Source organism: Streptomyces doebereineriae, assembly GCF_031845645.1.
Classification (GTDB): domain Bacteria; phylum Actinomycetota; class Actinomycetes; order Streptomycetales; family Streptomycetaceae; genus Streptomyces; species Streptomyces canus.
On the sequence record NZ_JAVREZ010000004.1, the window covers coordinates 650,554 to 673,388 of the forward strand.

General features: G+C 71.5%; 21 protein-coding genes. 7 read left to right on the top strand and 14 right to left on the bottom strand.

What is annotated here, in order from left to right:
- Nucleotides 1-32: 32 nt before the first annotated feature.
- From RNB18_RS15900 to RNB18_RS15940, 9 genes are all read right to left on the bottom strand, one after another.
- Complete coding sequence (locus tag RNB18_RS15900) at nt 33-1,631, bottom strand: hypothetical protein (protein WP_394817621.1); 1,599 nt, start codon at nt 1,629-1,631, stop codon at nt 33-35.
- On the bottom strand, nt 1,628-3,439 hold the full coding sequence (locus RNB18_RS15905) for a DUF3492 domain-containing protein (RefSeq protein WP_311714708.1): 1,812 nt from the start codon (nt 3,437-3,439) through the stop codon (nt 1,628-1,630). Before RNB18_RS15905 ends, RNB18_RS15900 begins: the two co-directional genes overlap by 4 nt.
- A gap of 85 nt (nt 3,440-3,524) precedes the next feature.
- Nucleotides 3,525-5,117, bottom strand: a complete 1,593-nt coding sequence (locus RNB18_RS15910) for an ABC transporter ATP-binding protein (RefSeq protein WP_311714709.1) — start codon at nt 5,115-5,117, stop codon at nt 3,525-3,527.
- On the bottom strand, nt 5,114-6,112 hold the full coding sequence (locus RNB18_RS15915; RefSeq protein ID WP_311714710.1) for an ABC transporter permease: 999 nt from the start codon (nt 6,110-6,112) through the stop codon (nt 5,114-5,116). Before RNB18_RS15915 ends, RNB18_RS15910 begins: the two co-directional genes overlap by 4 nt.
- On the bottom strand, nt 6,109-7,113 hold the full coding sequence (locus RNB18_RS15920) for an ABC transporter permease (protein WP_311714711.1): 1,005 nt from the start codon (nt 7,111-7,113) through the stop codon (nt 6,109-6,111). The genes RNB18_RS15915 and RNB18_RS15920 overlap by 4 nt, the downstream gene beginning before the upstream one ends.
- A gap of 4 nt (nt 7,114-7,117) precedes the next feature.
- Nucleotides 7,118-8,836, bottom strand: a complete 1,719-nt coding sequence (locus RNB18_RS15925; protein WP_311714712.1) for an ABC transporter substrate-binding protein — start codon at nt 8,834-8,836, stop codon at nt 7,118-7,120.
- Nucleotides 8,837-9,000: 164 nt separating this feature from the next.
- Entirely contained in the window at nt 9,001-9,096 is a 96-nt protein-coding gene (locus tag RNB18_RS15930) for an Ms4533A family Cys-rich leader peptide (protein WP_311714713.1), read from the bottom strand.
- Nucleotides 9,097-9,153: 57 nt separating this feature from the next.
- On the bottom strand, nt 9,154-10,437 hold the full coding sequence (locus RNB18_RS15935) for a DUF3152 domain-containing protein (protein WP_394817622.1): 1,284 nt from the start codon (nt 10,435-10,437) through the stop codon (nt 9,154-9,156).
- 626 nt (nt 10,438-11,063) lie between these two features.
- Complete coding sequence (locus RNB18_RS15940; RefSeq protein WP_311714715.1) at nt 11,064-12,152, bottom strand: alpha/beta hydrolase; 1,089 nt, start codon at nt 12,150-12,152, stop codon at nt 11,064-11,066.
- Nucleotides 12,153-12,342: 190 nt separating this feature from the next.
- Here RNB18_RS15940 and RNB18_RS15945 point away from each other — a divergent pair, with 190 nt between their 5' ends.
- The 4 genes from RNB18_RS15945 (at nt 12,343) to RNB18_RS15960 (ending at nt 14,295) form a co-directional block, all read left to right on the top strand.
- Nucleotides 12,343-12,576, top strand: a complete 234-nt coding sequence (locus RNB18_RS15945) for a hypothetical protein (protein ID WP_311714716.1) — start codon at nt 12,343-12,345, stop codon at nt 12,574-12,576.
- A 220-nt stretch (nt 12,577-12,796) separates the two neighbouring features.
- Nucleotides 12,797-13,438, top strand: coding sequence for a TetR/AcrR family transcriptional regulator (locus tag RNB18_RS15950; protein ID WP_311714717.1), 642 nt, complete (start codon nt 12,797-12,799; stop codon nt 13,436-13,438).
- A 177-nt stretch (nt 13,439-13,615) separates the two neighbouring features.
- Nucleotides 13,616-13,843: a DUF3107 domain-containing protein gene (locus RNB18_RS15955; RefSeq protein ID WP_020119766.1), complete on the top strand. Its 228-nt coding sequence runs from the start codon at nt 13,616-13,618 to the stop codon at nt 13,841-13,843.
- 185 nt (nt 13,844-14,028) lie between these two features.
- Nucleotides 14,029-14,295, top strand: coding sequence for a hypothetical protein (locus RNB18_RS15960; protein WP_057610104.1), 267 nt, complete (start codon nt 14,029-14,031; stop codon nt 14,293-14,295).
- A 52-nt stretch (nt 14,296-14,347) separates the two neighbouring features.
- Here the strand turns inward: RNB18_RS15960 and RNB18_RS15965 are convergent, their stop codons facing one another.
- Nucleotides 14,348-15,103, bottom strand: a complete 756-nt coding sequence (locus RNB18_RS15965) for a ferritin-like fold-containing protein (protein WP_057610071.1) — start codon at nt 15,101-15,103, stop codon at nt 14,348-14,350.
- Between the two features lie 486 nt (nt 15,104-15,589).
- On the opposite strand from RNB18_RS15965, the gene RNB18_RS15970 reads away from it, so the two are divergent.
- Both RNB18_RS15970 and RNB18_RS15975 read left to right on the top strand, forming a co-directional pair.
- On the top strand, nt 15,590-18,130 hold the full coding sequence (locus RNB18_RS15970; protein WP_311714718.1) for a DEAD/DEAH box helicase: 2,541 nt from the start codon (nt 15,590-15,592) through the stop codon (nt 18,128-18,130).
- A 185-nt stretch (nt 18,131-18,315) separates the two neighbouring features.
- Complete coding sequence (locus RNB18_RS15975) at nt 18,316-19,185, top strand: alpha/beta fold hydrolase (protein ID WP_311714719.1); 870 nt, start codon at nt 18,316-18,318, stop codon at nt 19,183-19,185.
- 13 nt (nt 19,186-19,198) lie between these two features.
- Here RNB18_RS15975 and RNB18_RS15980 read toward each other — a convergent pair whose 3' ends face one another.
- Nucleotides 19,199-20,092 carry an NYN domain-containing protein gene (locus RNB18_RS15980; protein ID WP_311714720.1) on the bottom strand — a complete coding sequence of 298 codons (894 nt, stop codon included), beginning with the start codon at nt 20,090-20,092 and terminating at the stop codon, nt 19,199-19,201.
- 194 nt (nt 20,093-20,286) lie between these two features.
- Between RNB18_RS15980 and RNB18_RS15985 the strand changes: the two genes are divergently transcribed.
- A complete protein-coding gene (locus RNB18_RS15985; protein WP_007384531.1) occupies nt 20,287-20,439 on the top strand; it encodes a hypothetical protein in 153 nt (50 codons plus the stop codon).
- Nucleotides 20,440-20,521: 82 nt separating this feature from the next.
- Here the strand turns inward: RNB18_RS15985 and RNB18_RS15990 are convergent, their stop codons facing one another.
- From RNB18_RS15990 to RNB18_RS16000, 3 genes are all read right to left on the bottom strand, one after another.
- A complete protein-coding gene (locus RNB18_RS15990) occupies nt 20,522-21,127 on the bottom strand; it encodes a MarC family protein (protein ID WP_280862697.1) in 606 nt (201 codons plus the stop codon).
- Between the two features lie 82 nt (nt 21,128-21,209).
- Entirely contained in the window at nt 21,210-22,067 is an 858-nt protein-coding gene (locus RNB18_RS15995; RefSeq protein ID WP_311714721.1) for a PHP domain-containing protein, read from the bottom strand.
- A 102-nt stretch (nt 22,068-22,169) separates the two neighbouring features.
- Nucleotides 22,170-22,811: a DUF6758 family protein gene (locus RNB18_RS16000; RefSeq protein ID WP_311714722.1), complete on the bottom strand. Its 642-nt coding sequence runs from the start codon at nt 22,809-22,811 to the stop codon at nt 22,170-22,172.
- Nucleotides 22,812-22,835 lie beyond the last annotated feature (24 nt).

A 22,835-nucleotide genomic window follows, 5' to 3' on the forward strand; every position in this document is an offset into this window, starting at 1 on the left:
CGCCTACGGCGGGTGTGTCGCTCGGGGCCGGGTCAGCACGGGTCCTCCGCCTGGGCGTGGGCCGAGGCCCTCGTCAGCTTGCGGTTGCCGTGGATCAGCAGAGCCAGGGCGCCAAGCCCGCAGGAGAGGGTCTGGATGCCGCCGGCGCCCCAGAGGTCCACGAGGGCTTCCACCGGAGCGGTCAGGAAGCCGCAGCCCGGCAGGCGGGAGGCGAAGGCCGCGGCCAGGGCCGTCGCCTGGGCTGTCGCGGCGGCGGTGAGCACCACCGCGGGGGCGTGGGTGAAGCCGTGGACGGTGAGGAGGCGGGCGAGAAAGAGGAGGGCGCCCAAGGCGATGACCTGTGGGTGGGCGGAGGGTTCGTCCAGGGCGGCGCCGGACAGGGCCGAGAGAGCCGTCAGGGCGCACAGATACAAGGCGAACGTGCCGAGCAGCAGGGGGCGTACGGAGGCCGCGAAGTCCTCCAGGCCTCGGCTGACGGTCAGTTTGCGGCGGGCGCGCACCGCAAAGAGGTGGGCGAACCAGGCCGCCGGAGCGCAGGAGAGGGCCAGGGCGAGGACGGGAGCCGTGGCCATGGGCCAGGGGGCGTCGGGGGCGCCGGTGGGCAGGGCATCGGGACCGCCGGTCACGGCCGCCGTGAGAAGGCCGTCGCCGAGGGCTGCGTAGGCGAGGAGCCAGTACGTCCAGGTGGAGGTGCCGGTGGTGGGTGCGCGGTCGGGGATGCCGAGGGGGCCGCGGGACAGGGCCGCGCGCATGGCCAGGGACACGGCCAGGAAGCCCACCAGGGCGGCGACCAGGCGGGACTGGCCGTCGGTGAGGCGGATGCCGGCCGCCGTGGCCGCGCAGAGAGCACCGGGGAGGAGGGTGAGCAGGGCCCAGTCGGCACGGGCCCGGGGTGCCTGCTCCGCCGTGGGGGGCGGGGGCCTCTCGCCGTCCCTCGGGACGCGGGCGTACATCTCCTCGGCGAGGGAGAAGACGTCTCGGTGCCGGAAGCGGACGGCGGTGCGGTCGGTGACGCCGTGGGCCTCAAGACCCGCGGCGATCTCCAGGGGGTCGACGGCCCGTTCGCACAGCTCGCGGTGACGGTGCATCAGGGCTTTCACCGGGTCGGCAGGGGAACGGCGGGCGGGGCCGGGGGTGGTGGGCTTATGACCGGTGGAGACCTCGGGGGCGCGGGGGGCGGGAGCCGATGGGGTATGCGGGTCCGCGCCCTCGGAAGCCTCGGGAGTACGCGCGCCGGGGCCGCCCGAGGACACCGGGGTGTGCGCGCCGAGGCTGCCCGGGTACACCGGGGTGTGCGCGCCGGCCCTTGCGGAGGCCACGGGGGTATGCGCCTCGGCATCTCCGGCGGACTCGGGGGCGTGCGCGGCGGCGCCCCCGAGAGCCTCACCGGTGGGCGGCTCCGGCTCACCGGTGAGTGTGTCGGCGACGCCCGGCTCAGCCCTTTCGGGCCCTACGGATGCCTCGAATCCTCCAAACCCGTCGGACCCGTCGGACCCGACGGGCCCCCTGCCGCCATCCGCCCCGCGCTCGCCCCCCACGGACGTCTCCCGCGTCAGCCGCTCCGCCGACTCCGTGTCCCGCGCCCCCGGGCTGCCCGGAGTGCCGGGGCGGTCGAGTTCCACGTCGCTCATCCGGACGCTCCTTCCGTGGCGGCGAAGGGAGGCGTCGCGCGGACCGGGGGTCCCGCGGCCCGGCCGGGGCCGCCTCGGGCCACGACGCGGGTGCTGAGCTCGGTCCAGTGGCCGGGGACATGGGCCTCGGCGGGGGCGGCGAACGGGAGGGGCTCGCCAGTGTTGTCCAGCACGACCCGGCGGACCGGCGTGTGCGAGACGATCTCCAGGTAAATGCTGTGAAATGCCGTGATGTTCTGCTCCACGGTGAACAGTTCGAGTGCGCGGGCGCGCGCGGCGGCACCGAGGCGCTCACGCCGCTCGGGGTCGCGCAGCAGCGTCACGCACGCCTCCGCGAGCGCCTTCGGGTTGCGCGGCGGGACGACGAGCCCCGTGCCGCCGATGACCTCCACGACCGCGCCGACGTCGGTGGACACGGTGGCCCGGCCGCAGAACATGGCCTCGACGAGGCTGATCGGGAAGCCCTCGACGACGCTGGACAGGACGATGACCGCGCCCGAGGCGTATGCGTCGGCCAGGGTCGGCACCTCGGGACCGCCGATCTCCTCGAAGGAGACGGGGTTGTCGCCGACGGCGTGCAGTCCCTCCGCCTCGTCCGGGAAGAGCTGCGCGGCCAGCGCCTTGCAGTGCCCCAGATAGGCCGCGCCCTCGGGGCCGGTGGGCGCGCCGACGATCCTCAGCCGCGTCTTGGGCTCCTCCTTGCGGATCTCCGCGAAGGCGTGGAGGAGGGAGATCAGGTCCTTGGCAGGTTCGATGCGGCCCACCCAGACCAGCCTGTCCGGGTCCCCGCACTCCGCCGACTCCCCCACCTCCGCGAAGCGGGCGGCGTCCATGCCGGGGTAGACCGTGCGCAGCTTCTCGCGGTCGGCGCCGCAGCGCTCCTGCCAGCGGCGGGCGTGGGTGTTGCCGGGCGTGACGACCGCGGCCCGCCGGTAGGTCTCGGTGGCCAGCCGACCGTGGAAGGCGGCGAGCAGGGCCCGTACGGCGGGCGCGGACTCGGTGTCGGCCAGGTAGTGCGTGCGCAACCGCACGCCGTACTCGGTCACCAGCAGCGGGACGCCGCAGAAGTGGTGCGCGAGGAGACCGGGCAGGGCGGCCGGGCCGCCGGAGGCCGCGTGGCACAGGTCGACCGCGCCGAGGCCGTCGTCCTCGTACCAGTCGAGCGAGAGGGGGCGCAGGGCGCGCTCCAGGTGCGCGGCGACAGCCAGCAGCTCCGGTACGCGCGCTTCGCGCGCCGTCTGCCGGGCGCCGGGTGCGCGACAGGCGCGCTCCAGGGCGCGTACGGCGATCTCGGAGCGGAGCGCCCCCACCAGTCCGCCCTCGTCGCGGGCGAGTTCGGCGAGCCCGTACAGGGCGCTGGCGAAACGGTCCGCCTCGGCGGCCGACGACTCCCCCGAGGCGTCGCCGACCCCCCCTTCGCACAGCGCCGCCGCCAACTCGCCGTAGGACTCCGCGAACCGACGGCGCGCCCGCCTGCCGTACACCACCCCGTCGTCCGGCGCGGTCCACAGCGGGGCCGTGATGACCCGGCCGACCTGCGGCGGCAGCTGGACCCAGCCGTCGTCCTCCTGGCGCTCGCTGCGACTGAGCGCGTAGATGTCGAACTCGTGCTGCCCGAGGCCGCGCACGAGCCGGTCGCACCAGAGCCTGGCATCACCGCTCACATACGGATAGCCACCCTCCGTAAGCAGTCCTATGCGCACGAGTGCGCCCCCGATCTCCCGTCTCGAGAGCCGCCATTGGTCCGGCGGCTCGCAGCGGGACGAACGTATGCGGACAAGGCGGTGGCGCGACGGACGGTTGTCCATCGCGCCACCAAAAGGGGTGAACGGTCGTAACTTTCCCGTGCGGATCGCGTTCGGTCGCGCTAAGAGATCATGCGGACACAGAACGTCAGGTCACGGCCACTTCCCGGCGCTCGGCCCTGCGCCGGGCCGCGATCCGCGGATCGAGCGCCGGTACGGCGGCGAGGAGCTGCTTGGTGTACGGGTCCTGGGGGTTGTCGTACACCTCGTCGGCGGGCCCGGTCTCGACGATCCGGCCGCGCCGCATCACGGCGACCCGGTCGCTGACCTGGCGTACGACGGCGAGGTCGTGCGCGACGAAGACCAGCGCGAGTCCGAGCTCCCGCTGCAACTCGCCGAGCAGGGCGACCACCTGGGCCTGGGTGGTGACGTCGAGCGCGGAGACCGGCTCGTCGCAGACGATGACGCGCGGGTCGGCCGCGAGCGCCCGCGCGATGCCCACGCGCTGGCGCTGGCCGCCGCTGAACTCGTGCGGGTAGCGGTCGTAGTGCGCCCCTTCGAGCCCCACGCGCTCCAGGAGTTCCGTCACGCGCCCCTTGATCCGCTTCTCGTCCCGTTCACCACGCGCGCGGAGCGGGTCGGCGATCGACTCGCCCACGCTGCGGCGTGGGTTCAAGGAGGAGACGGGGTCCTGGAAGACCATCTGCACGGCCGGGTTCACCCCCACGCGCGCGTGGCCGTCCTGACGGACCTCGCCCGCCGTCGGCTCCAGCAGCCCGACCAGCATCCGCCCCAGCGTCGTCTTGCCGCTGCCGCTCTCGCCGACGACGCCGAGGGTCTCGCCACGGTGGACTGTCAGCGAGACGTCGTCGACAGCCGCGAAGGCCCTCTTGCCGCGTCCGAACTCGCGCCGCAGGCTCGTCGCTTCGAGGACCACCTCGCCGGATGCCCGGGAAGGTGCCCGAGGCGCGTCCACGCGCGGTACCGCGGCGAGCAGTTCACGCGTGTACCCCTCCGCGGGCGCCCCGAGCACCGCGCCGACCGGCCCCTGCTCGACCGCGCGACCGTGCCGCATGACGAGCACGTCGTCGACGCTCTCGGCGGCGACGCCCACGTCGTGCGTGACGAGCAGCAGGCCCATGCCGGTCTCCTGGCGCAGGGTGTGCAGCAGGTCGAGGATCTGGGCCTGGACGGTCACGTCGAGCGCGGTCGTCGGCTCGTCGGCGATCAGCAGGTCGGGTTCGCAGGCCAGCGCCATCGCGATGAGGGCGCGCTGACGCATGCCGCCGCTGAACTCGTGCGGACGGGCCCGGGATCGCCGTACGGCGTCCGGAATGCCGACCCGGTCCAGCACCTCCACCGCACGCGCGCGTGCCGCTCGTCGCGACACACGCGTGTGCACGCGGTACACCTCGGCGATCTGGTCGCCGATGGCGTAGTACGGGTCCAGGGACGACAGCGGGTCCTGGAAGACCATTGCGGCCTTCGCGCCGCGCAGCCGCCGCAGGTCGTCGTCCGACGCCTGCTGTACGTCCACTCCGGCGACCTCGACCGAGCCGCCCACGCGGGCGCCCGTGCCGCGGTGCAGCCCGAGCAGGGCCGAGGCGACGGTGGACTTGCCGGAGCCGGACTCGCCGACCAGGGCGAGGGCGGCGCCCTGCTCCAGGCGGAAGGAGAGGCCGTCGACCGCGCGCAGGTGGCCGAACTCGACGGTCAGGTCCGTGACATGGACGAGGCTCATGCGAGCACCACCCGTCGGTCGGCCACCGCGTACAGGACGTCCGCGAAGGCGTTGGCGAGCACCACGAAGAAACCGATGACCAGGACCATCCCGACGACGACCGGGAGGTCGACGACGGTGACGGCGTGGACCAGTTCCTGGCCGATGCCGGGCAGGCCGAACAGTGACTCGACGAGGACGGCCCCGCCCACCGCGCTGCCGAAGTCGTTGGCGTTCAGGGCGATGATCGGTGCCAGGGCCCCGCGCAGGGCGTGCCGGCCGACGATCGACCGCTCGCCGACGCCGTAGGCCCGGAAGGTGCGGATGTGGTCCTCGGCGAGCGTCTCGAGCATCGACGCACGGGTCAGCCGCGCGAAGTAGGCCGCCTCTCCGAGGGCGAGCGTGACCCAGGGCAGCAGCAGGCCCCACATCCACTGCTCGGGGTCGTCGGAGAAGGCGACGTACTCCGGGAAGGGCAGTAGCTCCAGCTGCCCGCAGACCACGATCATCAGGACGAGGCCGATGACGAAGCCAGGTGTGGCGACTCCCGCGAGGGTGAGGCCGGTCAGCGCGCGCTCACTGAACCGGCCGCGCCGCCATGCGGAGAGCACGCCGGTGCCGACGCCCAGCAGCAGCCAGAGCACCATCGCGCCGACCACCAGCGACAGGCTGACGGGCAGCTTGTTCAGGATGACCTGTGTGACCTGCTGGTCGCTCTGGTACGACAGCCCGAGGCAGGGCGCCGGGCAGTGCTCGACCGAGGTGCCGGTGGAGTAGTCGTGGCCGGCGACGATGCCCTGGAGGAAGTGCCAGTAGCGCAAGTACAGCGGGTCGTCGAGCCGGAGCTGCTGAGCGACCTGGTGCACCTGTTCCGGCGAGCAGCGCGGGCCGCAGGTGATCTGGGCGACGTTGCCGGGCGTGGCGTAGAAAACGACGTAGACGATGACCGAGAGGGCGAGCAGGGTGAGTACGGCGCTCACGGTCCGGCGCAGGGTGAATCCGGTGAAGCCGCTCATGCGGAGCCCTCCTGGCCGGCCTTGGACTCCTGCTTGCGGCCCGTGCCGATGCGCAGGCGGGAAGCCGCGCGCGGGTCGAGGGCGGTGCGGACGCCGTCGCCGAGGACGGTGAGCGCGAGGACGGTGATGAACAGCGCGGCCGCGGGCAGCAGCAGGTACTGCGGGGCCGCCTGGTACCAGACATCGGCCGAGGAGAGCATCTGTCCCCAGGACGGGGTGGGTGGCTTCACGCCGACGCCGAGGAAGGACAAGGAGGCCTCGATGCTGATGTTCGCCGGCACCATCAGTGCCGCGTAGGTGATGACGGGCGCGGCGAGACCGGGGAGCAGTTCCCGGCGGGCGATCCGCACGGTGCCCCAGCCGCTCAGCCGGGCGGCGGCCACGTAGTCGAGTTCCTTGAGGGTGAGGGTCTGGGCGCGCGCGATCTTGCCGATCGTGCCCCAGGCGACGAAACCGATGATGAGCGCGACCAGGACCGGCCGCGGGAAGCTGCTCGGCACGATGGCCAGCAGCGCCAACGCCATGATCATCAGCGGCATGGCCACGATGATGTCGGTGATCCGGCTCAACAGTTGATCAACCCATCGGTTGCCGAGCGCGGCCGCGACGCCCACGACGACACCGAGGAGGACCTGTACGGCGGTCGCGGTCAGCGCGACGCCCAGGGAGACCCGGGCGCCGTACACCAGGCGCGCGAACAGGTCGCGTCCGGTCTGCGGTTCGACGCCGAGCCAATGGTCCGCGCCGATGCCTCCGAAGGACCCGATGGGCACGCCGCCGCGCGCGGAGTCCACCAGGGAGGGGTGGTAGGTGGTCGGGTCCTGGCCCTCCAGCGCGGTGAGCAGGGGCGCCGCGAGCGCCACCAGGACGAGCAGCGCGACGACGGACGCCGCGACCATGGCGGCGCGCTGCGCCCGCAGCCGCCGCCAGAACTGACGGGCCCCCGAGGCCCCCGAGGCGGACGCCTCGGGAACCTCGGTGGCGACAAGTGCCTCGCTCATCGGGTTACTTGACCGCGACCTGCGAGATGTCCAGCACACCGGTCCAGTCGCTGATCACGACGTTCTTGATGTCCTTGCCGTACAGACGCTTGTAGACCGGGTGGAACAGCGGCACGGTCAGTGCCTGCTCGCCGATCTTCTTGTCCAGTGCGCCCCACCGCTTGGCGGCAGCGTCAAGGTCGGTCAACTTGTTGATCGCGTCAATCTCGTCATTGACCGACTTGTCGTTGAGCAGGCCCGTGTTGAAGTTCGCGCCGTCCTTGACGATCTGACGGCCGTCGAAGATCGGGGCGAGGAAGGGGCCGCCGGAGGGCCAGTCGGCACCCCAGTGGGCGAGGAAGAAGCCGGGCTCGGTCTTCACACTGTGGATCGTGTCCGAGTAGTCGTTGTCCTCCAGGCCCTGGAGCTTGACCGTGATGCCGGCCTTCTTGAGCGCGTCCTGGATCGCGGTCGCGATCTCGGGGCTGGTCTCGAAGTCCTTGGCGTTGGAGTGGGTGAGCGTGACCGTGAGCCCGTTCGGGTGTCCGGCCTCCTTCAGCAGCTCCTTGGCCTTCGCCGCGTTGCCCGTCGCACCTGCCGGGAAGAGGTCGTACGGCTCGTAGCCGAAGGACTTCTGGTTCGGCAGGAAGGTGGTGGCGGACTCCGCGAGCGCGCTGCCGCCGGCCGCGTTCACCACGGAGGACCGGTCGATGGCGTACGAGATCGCCTGCCGCACCTTGACGTTGTTGAACGGCTTGACCGTCGGGTTGAACGCTATGTAGTTGGTGTAGCCGAAGTGCCCGGTGCCGACGCGGGAGGCGAGCTCCTTGTCGCCCGTCACCTTGGCGAGTTCGGCCGGGCCGAGGTTGGTGTCCGTGGTGACCGCGGCGGTGTCCGCGCCCTGGGACGCCGACAGCCGCTGGTTGATCACCGAGGAGTCGAGCCCTGACTTGACATCGATCCTGTCCGGGTACGCCTTGCGCTCGGCGTCCGTGGCAGTGGACCAGTACGTGTTGCGCTCCAGGACGAGGTGCTCACCGTCGTTCTCGTTCGTGACGACCTTGTACGGGCCGGACGAGACGGGGTGCTCCTCGTACTTCGTACCGGTGTCCTTGGCCTTCGGGACGGGCGTGAACTGCGTCTGCGTGGCCAGGTACGGGAACTCGCCCTCGGGCTTGTTCAGATGGAAGACGATGGTGCGGGCGTCCGGCGTCTCGATGGCCGCGAGACCCTTCTTGTCCTTGTACGGCCCCTGGTAGTCCGCCGCGCCGACCAGCCAGTCCCGCAGGTAGGGGGCGCCGCCGGAGAGTTCGGGCGCGAAGGAGCGCTCGATGCCGTACTTGATGTCGGCCGAGGTGATCGCGGTGCCGTCCTCGTACTTGAGCCCTGCCTTCAGCGTGTACGTCCACACGGTCGCGTCCTTGTTGGGGCGCCCGGTGTCGGTGGCGAGGTCGGGGACGACCTCGGTACCGGCGGCGCCGTTCTCGCGGTTGCGGGTGGTGAGGGTGCGGAAGACGAGCGAGGGCACGTTGCCGCCGCCGGAGGTGTACAGGCGGGCGGGGTCGAAGTCCTGCTGCGGGTTGGAGTTCAGCACCGTGAGGGTGCCGCCCTTGTGGGGCGTGGAGTCGCCGCCGGAGCTCTTGGCATCGTTGTCCTCAGGGCCGCAGGCGGCGGCGCCCGCTGCCAGAACCAGGCTTACGGATACCGCTGCCACACGGCGCGTTGTGAGGGACGGTGGACGCATCGGAGACGACCTCTCGAATGACGAGTCTCGAATGTCGAGACAGATTGACGAAGGGTGAGACGAAAGTGGACAGACGTCTGCCCCGGCGTCGGGTCGTCGAAAGAGCCATGACCGAGGTCACGGAGAAGTGCGGGATTCGCGACGCGCGCGCCTGGGGGCGGGCGTCAGCGACAGAGAATGTCGGCCACGCAGAGCGGGGTCACACCGATGAGCGCCAGCTGGATGGCGGCGCTGCTCTCGACGGCATGACTAGACCACATGCGCAGCAATATGTACGACCGAATCAACCCATGTCAATGTGACATGGACGCCATCCGTCAACTCCCGGGGTACGGCCAGGGGTTGGCCCGGCAGTGGATCCCGTCGTGGTTGAGGAACTTGGTCTGCTGCTGCATCACCGCCGCGAGTTCGCCGTTCTTGTCGCAGGTGACATGGGAGTAGCCGAGGCGGTGACCGACTTCATGGTTGATCAACATTTGACGGTAGGCATGGATCTGATCACCGTATGTGCTTGATCCCTGCGCCCATCGATATGCGTTGATCATCACGCGTTCGGTGGCGGCCGAGTCGCACGAGACGTTGTCCTCGGTGGTGTCGAGGCCGGACTTGGCGCACCAGTCGGCCGTGGTGCCGGGACTGGCGAGCGTGATCACGAAGTCGGGCTTGCCCGAGTAGACGCGCTCGAAGGTCCGGGCGCCGCCGTGGGCCCAGCTGCGATCGTCGTTGAGCGTCTTCTGCACGGCCTCGGCGAAGAGTGCGCCGTCGAGTCCGAGCCCCTGCTCCACGTCCACGCGGTAGGTGTATTTCTGTCCCTTGCCGGGCGCCTTGTCGACCCCCTGGATCGCGTCGAACTTCCCCGAGCCGTCGAGCTTGGCGCTGAGCGGGTACTTGGTGCCCATCGCCTGTTCGTACGTCAGCGTCGCCACACTGGCCGAGGTGGACGGCGTCGGCTGCCCGTCGGCGCCCGTGGCGGAGTCGCGGGCGTCCCGGGCCTGGTCGGTCGCGGACTGTGTGCCCACGGGGGTGTCGCGGCCGTCGGTGACCTGTCCTGCCACGACGACGGCGAGCACGGTGACGACGGCGGCGGCCGCGATGCCGGTGAAGGCCCGGCCCTTGTCGCCCTTGGCCGGCGGGGGGTCGGCCGGCGGCGCCTCACCGGGGTCGGCGCGGACGTCCTCGTCGCTGTCGGTGTCGTCGGGCCAGTCGGTGACCGAGCCGTACGGGTCGGAGGGGTGCGCGGTGGCGGGGTACGCGGAGGCTGACGCGCGAGCCCCCGTGACGGGACGGCTCGCGGGAACAGGGCCACGGGGCCCACCAGGGCCACGAGGGCCGCCGGGCGCGAAGACATCGACCTCGTCGGTGAACGCGTCGAGGTAATCCTGTCGTGGCCCCGACCTCGATCCCGACGGGCCCTGCCGCTGCCGCGGAGGAGCGGCTCCGGGTCCGGCGGCGTACCCGTCCGGCCCCCGACCGCTCAACTCCCCCCAGCCGTCCCCGGATTCACGCTGCTCGGGATGGCCACCACGCACCCGGGGGACGCCATGGACCGGGGTGCCGTCGGGCAGCCGCGGGAAACCGTGCGGGGGCGTCCCCTCCGGCAACCGCCGCCCGCCTTGGCCTGACGGACCGTCGGCCACACGAGGGACCCCGCGCGCCGGCGTACCGTCGGGCAGCCGCGGGAAACCATGTGCGGGCGTGCCGTCCGAGACCCGGGGAAACCCGTGCGCGGGCGTGCCGTCAGGAAGCCGCGGGAAACCATGTGCGGGCGTGCCATCGGGAAGCCGCGGGCCGCCCTGCGCAGGCACCCGATACCCGGCAGCCTCGACCCCGGGTCCGGCCCCGGGTCCCCCGCGGTCCGGCCCCCGGCCTCCCTGCGTCCTCTGCCGAGCAGCCTGCGGCGCCGGAGCGGAGGAAGTCGGCATCCGTCCCCGGCCCGTCGCCTCCGTGCCGAGACCCGTGGCGCCCCGCGACTCTTCGGCGCCCGCCCGGCCCCTCGCCTCCCTGCCGAGACCCGTGGCACCCCGCACTCCCGCGGCGCCCGCCCGGTCCGTCCCCTCCGTGCCGGGACCCGTGACGCCCCGCGCCCCTTCGGCGCCCGCCCGGCCCCTCGCCTCCCTGCCAAGACCCTCGGCGCCCGTCCCGCCCGAATCACCCTGGCCGGAACTGCCCTTGTCGGGCCCCTTCTTGGGAGCGGGCCCGCGTCGACTGTGGCGTCCCACGCCCCGCCTCAGCTCCCCACAGTCGTGGCGTCGGCCCCGTCACCGGAGGCCGTCGCGATATCGCGCCCGTCACCTGAGGCCCCCTCACCGGAGGCGCCCACGGAGCCGTCACGCCTGTCAGAGCCTCCCACGGAACCGTCGGAAGTCGCCCCGTCCGCGGCGAACTCCCGGAACGCCCCAGCCACCGTCTCCGGGTACTCCATCATCGCCACGTGCCCCGCCTCCGGCAGGGTCAGCAGTCGGGAGTCGCGGAAGGCCCGGGCCGCCTTCTGGGCCATGCGGAAGCCGACGAGCTGGTCGCGGCCGCCGTAGACGAGGAGCGTGGGCGCGAGAACACGCTCGGCCTGGCGCCACAGCGCGTGCTGGCCGCCCAGTGTGTACGCGTTCACCAGCCCGCGCGCGGAACGCGTCATCGCGTCCCAGAAGTACGGCAGTTGCAGCCGCCGCTCCATCTCCTCCACCGCGTACCGGAAGCCCTCCGGAGTGACCCGCCCGGGATCGCCGTAACACAGGGCCGTCACCCCGCGGACGCGCTGCTCGGCCGTCCAGTCCTTGCTGTACCGGGTGAACAGACCGGCCACGCCGGGCACCGCCAGCAGCCCCGTGGGCACGGCGGTGCGCTGGACGCGGATCTCCGGGAGGGCCGGTGAAACGAGGGTGAGGGTGCGCACCAGGTCGGGCCGCACCGCTGCCACGCGCGTGGACACCGCGCCGCCGAGGGAGTTCCCGAAGAGGTGGACGGGGCCGCGGCCGGACGCGTCGAGAAAACGGATCACCGCGCGCGCGTGCGCGGTGATCGAGTAGTTGCCGTCGTCCGGCGGCGGGGAGTCACCGAAGCCCGGCAGATCGACGGCCTCGCCGTCGACGTCGCCCTCCAGCTGCTCCATCAGCGCCGACCAGTTCTGCGAGGAACCGCCCAGGCCATGGACGTACAACGCGGGCGGCAGCCCCTCACGCGCGGGTGGTCTCGAACGCACCGTCAGAGTGATCCCCGGCAGCCCCACCGACCTGATCCGCTCGCCCTCACCGACCCTGACGGGCGCCACCTTCGGAAGGACGGTGGCGGGCGGCACAAAGGGCAGCTCGGTCGAAGACATGCGGCAATGTTACGAGACGATCACGCACTGGTTCATGTGTTCGCCATCACAGAGCACATGTACGACGGGTGCGCGGCGGCGGCACGTCCATCGCATGGCGTCCAGATCGTGTGTCTCCTAGGCTCGTACGCAGGGCACCCGAATGTGGCCCCCTGTGTACCTCAGGGACGTTCTAGGAAGGGAGCCCACCATGGCCTACGACCCCACCGACCCCGAGGCCTTCACCGACTCCGAGGCCTTCGAGGAGGACGACGTCGCCGAGCGCGACGTCGAGGCCCCCGAGGTCGACGCGGCCGAGCAGCGCACCGACGTCGCGCCCGACCGCGACGACCCCCTGACCGGCGTCGACCCCGACCGGGCCAACGAGGCCGACCTCGTCGAACAGGCCAGGGTCGTCTCGCTCGACGAGGACGACTATCGGTGACGTCGGCCCGGCGCCGGGCGGCCGACAAAGCACTCATCAGCGCATTCCGGAGCAGGAACGGGGCGGCCACTGCCCACTAGATGACCATTTGAAACCTTTGGGCGGTTTTCATCACCGTCCGGTCCGTGAAATTCTGCGTTCGTACCGCGCACAGCACGGTTACCGAAAAGTACGATGGCGGCGCGGCGCACACCGCATGTGGACGACATTGGGAGGCGGCGTGACAGCCATCGAGCAGACAGAGGCGGCACGCCCGCGCGGGACGCGCCTGCCGCGCCGTGCCCGACGGAACCAGCTGCTGGGCGCCGCGCAGGAAGTCTTCGTGGCGCAGGGCTACCACGCGGCCGCGATGGACGACATCGCCGAGCGCGCCGGCGTCAGCAAGCCGGTGCTCTACCAGCACTTCCCGGGCAAGCTCGACCTCTATCTCGCGCTGCTGGACCAGCACTGCGAGTCCCTGATCCTGGCGGTACGCACCGCGCTCGCGTCGACGACCGACAACAAGCAGCGCGTGCGGGCGACCATGGACGCCTATTTCGCGTACGTCGAGGACGACGGCGGCGCCTTCCGCCTGGTCTTCGAGTCGGACCTGACGAACGAGCCCGCGGTGCGCGAGCGCGTCGACAAGGTCACCGTCGAGTGCGCCGAGGCGATCTCCGAGGTCATCGCGGAGGACACCGGACTCTCGCGCGCGGAGTCGATGCTGCTCGCCTCGGGCCTCGGTGGCCTCGCGCAGGTGGTGGCCCGGTCCTGGCTGCACAGCGACCGCAGCGTCCCGCGCGACCAGGCGGTCCAGCTGCTGACGTCACTGGCGTGGCGGGGCATCGCCGGATTCCCGCTGCACGGCACGGACAACCACTGAGAGCACCACCGGGACCACCTCTTCGACCCGCACGCGCGCGTGCGGGTCGTTTGTTCCCGTCCGTTGTTCGCTGTTGGCGTTCTTGCGCGGAACGTGTACGTCCCCTCACCGGGCTAATGTGTGCTGGGTACGGCGCGGAAGGCCGCGCACTTCACTGACCGTCGGAGGGACATAGCCGTGGAGGTCAAGATCGGCGTGCAGCACGCGCCCCGCGAGATCGTTCTGGAGAGCGGTCAGAGCGCCGAGGAGGTCGAGCGGGCGGTGGCGGAGGCCCTGGCCGGCAAGTCTCAGCTGCTGAGCCTGGTGGACGAGCACGGCCGCAAGGTCCTCGTCCCGGCCGACCGTCTGGCGTACGTCGAGCTCGGTGAGCCGGCTCCGCGCAAGGTGGGCTTCGGCGCGCTGTAGGCAGTCAGACGAAGAGGGGCCCGGCGACCGGAAGTCGCCGGGCCCCTCTTCGTGCCGCGGGCAAGATTCTTTTCTCCACGTATGGAGCACGGGGAACACACGGAGGAGGATTGCATTCCGCAGGTCACGGGTATGACGGGCTACGACCGTGATGCGCAGTGTGGCCGTGTGGGAGGGACCCCATGATGTTGATCGAAGCGCTCGGCTCCGCACTGCTCGGTCTCGTACTGGCAGGGGTGGCGGTACACCGCCTCGCCCACCGCCTGCCGACCCGCTCTCTGGTCCTCGCGACGGGCACCGCGGGAGCCCTCTTCGGCGCCTTCGTGACCCACACCGCGCTGGACCCGGGCAACCTCCTGCTGATCCTCCTGGGCGCGGCAGTGGTCTCGGTGGCGTCACTGTCCCTGCTCCTGCGGCCGAACGGCAGACTGCGCCGATCAGCGCCGGCGTAGGGGAACTGCGCGACCGGCCACAACGAACGCACAGCCCCCGAGCCGCTGGGCGCTAAGCCGCCAGACCCAGCGCAGCCATCCGCTTCGTGTGCGCCTCGGTGATCCGCGAGAACATCCGGCCCACCTCGGCGAGATCGAACCCGTCGGCGACCCCACCCACGAGCATCGTCGACAACGCGTCCCGGTCGGCGACGACCCGCTGCGACTGCGACAGCGCCTCCCCCATCAACCGCCGTGCCCACAGGGCCAGTCGGCCGCCCACCCGCGGGTCCGCGTCGATCGCCGCCCGCACCTTCTCGACGGCGAACCCGGCGTGCCCGGTGTCGTCGAGGACGGCCAGCACCAGCTCGCGCGAGTCCGCGTCGAGCCGCGCCGCGACCTCCCGGTAGAAGTCACTGGCGATCGAGTCGCCGACGTACGCCTTGACGAGCCCCTCCAGCCAGTCCGACGGAGCCGTCTGCCGGTGGAAGCCGTCGAGCGCCGCGACGAACGGCTCCATCGCGAGCGTCGGCTCCTCGCCGATCTCGGTCAGCCGGTCACGCAGCTTCTCGTAGTGGTGGAACTCGGCCGACGCCATCTTCGCCAGCTCCGCCTTGTCCGCCAGCGTCGGCGCCAGCTTCGCGTCCTCCGCGAGCCGCTCGAAGGCCGCCAGTTCGCCGTACGCGAGCGCGCCGAGCAGGTCGACGACCGCGGCTCGGTACTGCGGGTCGGCGGAGGCCTTCGTCCAGTCCTGGGCGGCGACTCCGGTGGGTTCGGCAGGGGTCTCGGAGGCGTTGTCGGGCTTGTCAGAGGTCGTCATGAAGCGCACAATAGCCCGCTCTCCGGACGGCGGAAGGCCCTGGTCAATCAGTGTGACGACGACTACGTGACCAAATCGGCCATCGCATGTGCACGATTCCGGGGTATGGTGGTAATGCGCCTGCTGGCACGACGGCACTTCATGAGTGCACCGAACCTCGACAGGCCGCACGTATGAGGATGCCCGGTCGGTGGCCCGATCGGCTCCGACCCGACAGCCCTCCTCGCCCGTACGGCACAGTGCGTACGGAGTTCGGAGGGGGACCCTCAGCGGTACGAGCGCTAGAGCGTCGGCAGTGGTCCCGTGCCATTACGGCTTAGCCCGTAAGGCAGCCGACGTCCCCAGCACGGTAGACGACCCCCCGCGCTCGCCTCGCACCGCGCACACAGAAGAGGCAGCACCCTGACTACGACCTTCCGCGATCTCGGGATTCTCACCGAGACGGCCGAGGCCCTCGAAGCCGTCGGCATCATCAACCCGTTCCCCATCCAGCAGATGACGCTCCCGGTCGCCCTCTCCGGCTCCGATGTCATCGGCCAGGCCAAGACCGGCACCGGCAAGACGCTGGGCTTCGGCCTTCCGCTCCTCGAGCGCGTCACCGTCCCCGCCGACGTCGAGGCCGGCCGCGCCAAGCCCGAGGACCTCACCGACGCCCCGCAGGCGCTCGTCGTCGTCCCCACGCGCGAGCTGTGCACCCAGGTCACCAACGACCTGCTGACCGCGGGCAAGGTGCGCAACGTACGCGTCCTCGCCATCTACGGCGGCCGCGCCTACGAGCCCCAGGTCGAGGCCCTCAAGAAGGGCGTCGACGTCGTCGTCGGCACCCCGGGACGACTGCTGGACCTCGCGGGCCAGAAGAAGCTCAACCTCGGCCACATCAAGGCGCTCGTCCTCGACGAGGCCGACGAGATGCTCGACCTGGGCTTCCTGCCCGACGTCGAGAAGATCATCAACATGCTGCCGGCCCGCCGCCAGACGATGCTGTTCTCGGCGACCATGCCGGGCGCGGTCATCGGTCTCGCGCGCCGCTACATGTCGCAGCCCACGCACATCAACGCCACCTCGCCCGACGACGCGGGCAGGACGGTCGCGAACACCAAGCAGCATGTGTACCGCGCGCACAACATGGACAAGCCCGAGATGGTCGCGCGCATACTGCAGGCCGACGGCCGGGGACTGGTCATGGTCTTCTGCCGCACCAAGCGCACCGCGGCCGACCTGGCCGACCAGCTCCAGCAGCGCGGCTTCGCCGCCGGCGCGGTCCACGGCGACCTGGGCCAGGGCGCCCGTGAGCAGGCGCTGCGCGCCTTCCGCAACGGCAAGGTGGACGTCCTCGTCTGCACCGACGTCGCCGCCCGCGGTATCGACGTCGAAGGCGTCACGCACGTCATCAACTACCAGTCTCCCGAAGAGGAGAAGACGTACCTGCACCGCATCGGCCGTACCGGTCGCGCGGGTGCCAAGGGCATCGCGATCACCCTCGTCGACTGGGACGACATCCCGCGCTGGCAGCTGATCAACAAGGCGCTCGAGCTCAACTTCAACGATCCGCCGGAGACGTACTCCACCTCCCCGCACTTCTACGAGGAGTTGAGCATCCCCGCGGGCACCAAGGGTGTCCTGCCGCGGGCCGACCGCACGCGCGCGGGGCTCGCCGCGGAGGAGCTGGAGGACCTGGGCGAGCCGGGCGGACGCGGTGCACGCGGCCGTGGTGACCGTGACCGGGGTCGCGGGCGTGGTGGCCGGGACGAGTCCCGCGCCGCCGACAGCGAGCGTTCGGAGCGTACGCCGCGCCGTCGCCGTCGTACCCGTGGTGGGACGGCGCCGGACGTGACGGCCCCCGCCGAGGCGGTCGCCCCGTCGGAGACCACCGCGGTCGAGGACACCGCCGCGACCCGCACCCCGCGCCGTCGTCGCCGCACCCGCGGCGGGGCGTCCGACTCGGCGCCGGCCACGGTGACCACGGCAGCGGCGGCGGTCGAGCCGGCCGTCTCCGAGGCCGCGGAGTCCGCCGTCACGGCGGCGGAGGGCCCGTCCCTCGATACCGAGACCCCGGCCAAGCCGCGCCGCCGCCGGACCCGCAGGTCCGCGGAGACACCGGCCGCCGTGGAGACGGTCGTCGAGACCACGCCGGTCACGGAGGCCGCTCCGGTCACCGAGGCCGCTCCGGAGGCTCCGGCCACGAAGCCGCGCCGTACGCGCAAGACGGCGGCTCCGGCCGCTGAGGCCGCCGTGGACACGGCCGAGGCCACGGAGGCCAAGCCGCGGCGGACGCGGAAGGCAGCTACCGCGGCTCCCGCCGAGACGGCAGTGGACACCGCGGAAGGCACGGCCACCAAGCCGCGCCGCACCCGCAAGACCACGACCGCGGCGCCGGAGACCACCGCCGACACAGCGGAGGCCGTGGAGGCCAAGCCCCGGCGCACCCGCAAGACCGCAGCCGCGGCCACGCCCCCCGCCGAGACCGCGGTGGACACGGCCGAGGCCACCGAGGCCAAGCCGCGCCGCACCCGCAAGGCAGCCGCCACACCGGCCGCAGAAGCCGCCGTGGACACGGCCGAGGCCACGGAAGCCAAGCCGCGCCGCCGTACCCGCAAGGCCGCCGAGCCCGCCGTGACCGCCGACATCCCGGCCCAGGCGGTCCAGGAACCGGAGGCGGTCGAGGTGGCCAACCCGCGGCGTACGCGAAAGACGGCGAGCTCGGCGAAGGCGGCCGAGACGGCGGTGGACACCGCGGAAGGCACGGCCACCAAGCCGCGCCGCACCCGCAAGACCACGGCCGCGACCGCGAAGACGGAGGCCACCGACACGGCGGAGACCGCGGAGGTCCAGCCGCGTCGTACCCGCAAGAGCGCGGCCACCGCCGAGGTCGTCGCGGACACCGTCGAGGCCACGCCCCGTCGGCGTACCACCCGCAAGGCCGCCGAGCCGGCGGTGACCGCCGACATCCCGGCCCAGGCGGACCAGGAGCCGAAGGTCGCCGCACCGCGCCGCCGGGCCCGCAAGACGGCCGCCGCGGAGCCCGCGGACAGCTGATCCCACACCGACGGCCCGGCCCCTTCACCTGGGGCCGGGCCGTCGGCGTTCCCGCACCGCACCGCCCGTGGCAGACGACGCCGACCACGCCCACCACTGCGCGTCAAGCCACGACGAACCCGCAGCCGCCCGAGAACGCGCTCCGCGCCACCCCTACGGCGCCGACCGCCCGATACCCTCACCCCGTGAGCACCCGAGCCGTCTTCACCCCGCCCCCCGGCGCCCGTGCCTACCCCCTGCGCACCGCCCGCGGTGAGTTCGCGGTCGTGGACTCGGCCGTGCCCCCCGGTGTCGCGAAGAAGGGCACCGCGCTGCTGCTGCCCGGATTCACGGGGAGCAAGGAGGACTTCACGCTGCTGCACGAGCCGCTCACGGCGCGCGGATACCGGGTCGTGGCCGTGGACGGGCGGGGACAGTTCGAGTCGGACGGGCCGGAGACCGACGAATCCGCCTACGTGCGAGGCGAGTTGGCGCGGGACGTGCTCGCCCAGGCCGCCGCCCTCGACGCACCCGTGCAGCTGCTCGGGCATTCCCTGGGCGGTCAGATCGCGCGCGCTGCCGTACTGCTCGACCACTCCCCCTTCCTGTCCTTCACCCTCGTCTCCTCGGGCCCCGCGCAGATCTCCGACTCCCAGCAGCAGCGGGTGAAGCTGCTGCGGGACGCGCTCGGTGTGATGACGATGACCGAGGTGTGGGACGCGATCCTGGCCATGGGACCGCCGGAGGAGGTCGGCGGCCCCGCCAAGGGCATCGGGGACGACGAACAGCTCCGCCGCCGCTGGCTCGGCAACAGGCCCGCCCAACTCCTCGCGACGGGCCGCCAGTTGTGCACCGAGCCGGACCGGGTCGGCGAACTCGCCGCCGTCCCGCTGCCGTTCCACGTCCTGTCCGGATCGCAGGACGACACCTGGCCGGTGCCTCTCCTCGACGACATGGCCGTACGACTGGGCGCCCGCCGCACGGTGATCCCGGGAGCCGAACACTCCCCCAACGCCGACCAGCCCCTCCCCATGGCCCACGCCCTGGCCGACTTCTGGGACAGCGTCGGCCGTTGAGCGGGGCGAGTGGTCAGTACTGCCCCTGCAAGTGCTCCCAGAACCCGTCCCGCAGTGACCGTCGCAGATCCGCCTGCCCCCGCAGTGAGTACTGGAGAAGCACCTCCGCCTCCACCAGCAGGTCCTGGTCCACCGAGCCCGGCAGATACGGATGGCCGGGCAGCAGCTCCTGCAGCGCCGCCCGCCCCCGCTCCCCAAGCCACTTCGCGGCGATCTGCGCTCCCACGAAACGGACGTCGTCGCGGGTGGGCCGGGTGGTCGTCGCCTCGTAGGGCACAGCCGCCCGCCGGGAGACGTACGGCTTGAAGAAGTCGAGGTCGAGGGTGCGCTGGCTGTCGACCTCCCAGAGGAGCGGTTCCGCCTGGTTGCGGCCCTCCGGTGCCTCGATGCCCCACAGGTGCACGCGGGCGCCGTAACCCTGGGCCGCCTCGACCGCCGAGACCAGGTCCTCGTCTCCGCCCAGGAGTGCCGCGTCGCTGATCGCGCGGTGCCGGGCCAGGGACTCCAGGTCGGAGCGGATCAGCGAGTCGACGCCCTTCTGCTGGTTGTTGGCGTTCAGGTTGCCCAACCGGACCTTCACGTCCGGGAGTTCGGCGATGGACTGCTGTTCCGACGTGTGGATGCGGCGTCTCGCGCCGTCGTACCAGTAGACCCTCAGCAGTCTGCTGTCCGCGAAGATGGTGCGGGCCCGGTCGATGAGGGCCTCGATCAGGCCCTCGGCGTCGAGGTCGAAGGCGCGACGGTCCTCGGTGCCGGCGACGAGTCGTCCCGCGGCCGCGTAGAGGTATCCCGCGTCGACGAAGATCGCATGCGTCGAGGGCGTCTTCGCGACCTCGGCGAGCATGCGCGTGAGCAGCTCGTTGGTGCGGTCGATGCGGGCACTCAGGGGCGCCAGGTCGTCGTTCATCGCCACCATTGTCCCGGCGGTCACGCTGTGAACACAACCGGTCCCAAGGAGTCTCCGAAGACTCACTTACCGGTCAGTAGTTAGCCGTTCGAAAAATTTCTTTAGCGTAGGGAATGTTTGTAACACGCACCCCGTTGACTCCTCATGTACGCAGTAATTCTCCGCAGGAGGATGACCAGACGAAGGGAGAAGCCATGCGCTTCGAAATCATGCGACTCGACGACGTCGACGGCACGCCCGTGGACAGCACTGTCGTGGACGCCGCCTCCGTCAATCGGATCGTTCAGCAGGCCGCCGCCATAGGACAGCGGCTCTGGATCCGTCCGGCCGACACCTCGGCCTCGTAACAGACGCGGATCACCGCCGAAGCTTCAGAGCCCCCGCCAGGCATCGACGCCGGGCGGGGGCTCTGCGCATACCCATGGCCGCTCAGCTCGCCTGGACCACCTGGGTGATCCCGTTGATGATCTGCTGTACGGCGATCGCGGAGAGCATCATGCCCGCGAGCCGTGTCACCAGCACGACCCCGCCGTCCTTGATGACCCGGATGATCAGCAGCGAGTACCGCATCACCAGCCACAGCACGACATGGATGGCGAGGATCGCCGTCCACACCGAGACCTGCGTGGCGACACTGTGGGCCTTCTGCACGGCGAGGATGACCGAGACGATCGCACCCGGGCCCGCCAGCAGCGGCATGCCGAGGGGTACGAGCGCCACGTTCACGTCCTTGGTCTGCTTCGGCTCGTCGGTCTTGCCGGTGAGCAGGTCGAGCGCGATCAGCAGGAGCAGCAGCCCGCCCGCGATCATCAGCGCGGGCACGGAGACGTGCAGGTAGTTCAGGATCTGGTGGCCCAGGAGCCCGAAGACGGCGATGACGCCGCCCGCGACACAGACGGCCTGGAAGGCCATCCGCTTCTGCACCTTGCCGGGACGGCCGGCGGTCAGCGCGAGGAAGATCGGGGTGATCCCGGGGGGATCCATGATGACGAACAGGGTGAGGAAGAGCGAACCGAAGACGGCGACGTCGAACATGACGGAACTGGCCTTACCGAAGGGGGTGGAACACGGAGCCGGGCACGGCCCGGCGCCGGGTGACGGGAAGCGGGGTCGAGCCTCAGATTCCGCCGGCTCCCGGGACGGGGAACGCGCCCGTCGCCCGCCGCGTGATCTCCCCGTACACCTCGGGGTCCGTCGTGTACTCGCCGAGGGCGACCGTCTTGCGGCTGCCGTGGTAGTCGCTGGAGCCGGTGGTCAGCAGCCCCAGTTCCTTGGCGAGCCCGCGCAGCCGTACGCGCGTGTCCTCGTCGTGGTCCATGTGGTCGACCTCGATGCCGTCGAGCCCCGCGGCGGCCATCTCGGCGATCGCGGACTCCGGGACGGTGTGACCGCGCTTGCTCGCGCCCGGGTGGGCGAACACGGTGACCCCGCCGGCCCCCTTGACCAGACGGATCGCCTCGAAGGGGTCGGTCTCGTGCTTCTCCACGTAGGCCCGCCCGCCGTCGGCCAGCCAGCCGTCGGTGAAGGCGTCGTCGACGCTCGCAACGACCCCGAGTTCGACGAGCGCGGTGGCGACATGCGGCCGCCCGACGGACCCGTCACCGGCGATCCGCGCCACCTGCTCCCAGGTGACCGGCACGCCCAGCTCCTGAAGCTTGGCCACCATCCCGCGCGCCCGGGGCACCCGGTCGTCCCGCACCAGCTCACGCTCGGCGAGCAGCGCCGGCTCCTCGGGGTCGAAGAGGTAGGCCAGCATGTGCATGGACACCCCGCCGATCCGGCAGGACAGCTCGGCCCCGGTGACGAGGGTCAGTCCCACGGGCAGCGCGGCAATGGCCGCACCGTAGCCACGGGTCGTGTCGTGATCGGTGAGGGCGACGACGTCCAGCCCGGCAGCGGCGGCATTCCGCACCAGCTCGGCGGGCGTGTCGGTCCCGTCGGAGGCCGTGGAGTGGCAGTGCAGATCGATACGCACGACGCGGACTCCAGACGCTGACGGAACAGAAGAGGACGCTCAAGGATAACCAGATCATCCAGCTCCTCTGTCACACCCGCCGCAAGGGTGCGACCCCTACAGTCAGGGTTTCAGCAGTCGGGGCGACAGCGCCCCGCAGGGCACCAGTTCCACTTCCGCCCCCGCGTCCCGCAGATCCGTGAGCACCAGCTCGTCATACATCAGCAAGCCGGACTGCTCGGGCCAGACGACCGCCCACAGCCACAACCCGAGCGCCTCTCCCGCGAACACCGCCCGGTCGTCCGGCGCGCTGGAAACATGCCACAGCGGAGTCGGCCGACCGGCAGCGAGCACCTTCGCCTGCGCCGGCTTCTCCACGCTCATGTACGGCCCCGGATCCGGCCCGTCGATGCCCGCGTAGCGCGCCCCGAGCCCGACCCCGAGCTCCTCGGCCACGAGAATCAGCTCGCCGACACCCCCGAGCGGCCCGGGCCCCGTGCAGGCCACGGCAGTGGCGCGGCCGCCACTGCGGTCGTCACCGGCGCAGGCCACGCCCGTGAACAGCCAGCCGACCGGCAGCGGCCACGGCATCCACACCGGCACCTGCGTGCGATGCACCACGACATCGAGGGCCTCGACGCTGGGCGGGATCACGGGCTGCAGCGGATGCACGGTCCCGTGCACATCGCACTGCCAGGAATCGGAGAAGAGTCCGGGAGCCCTGACCCGGCCACCACACTTCGGGCAACTGGGTTCGCCCCTCATAGGGCCCCACGGTCCTACCCTCGC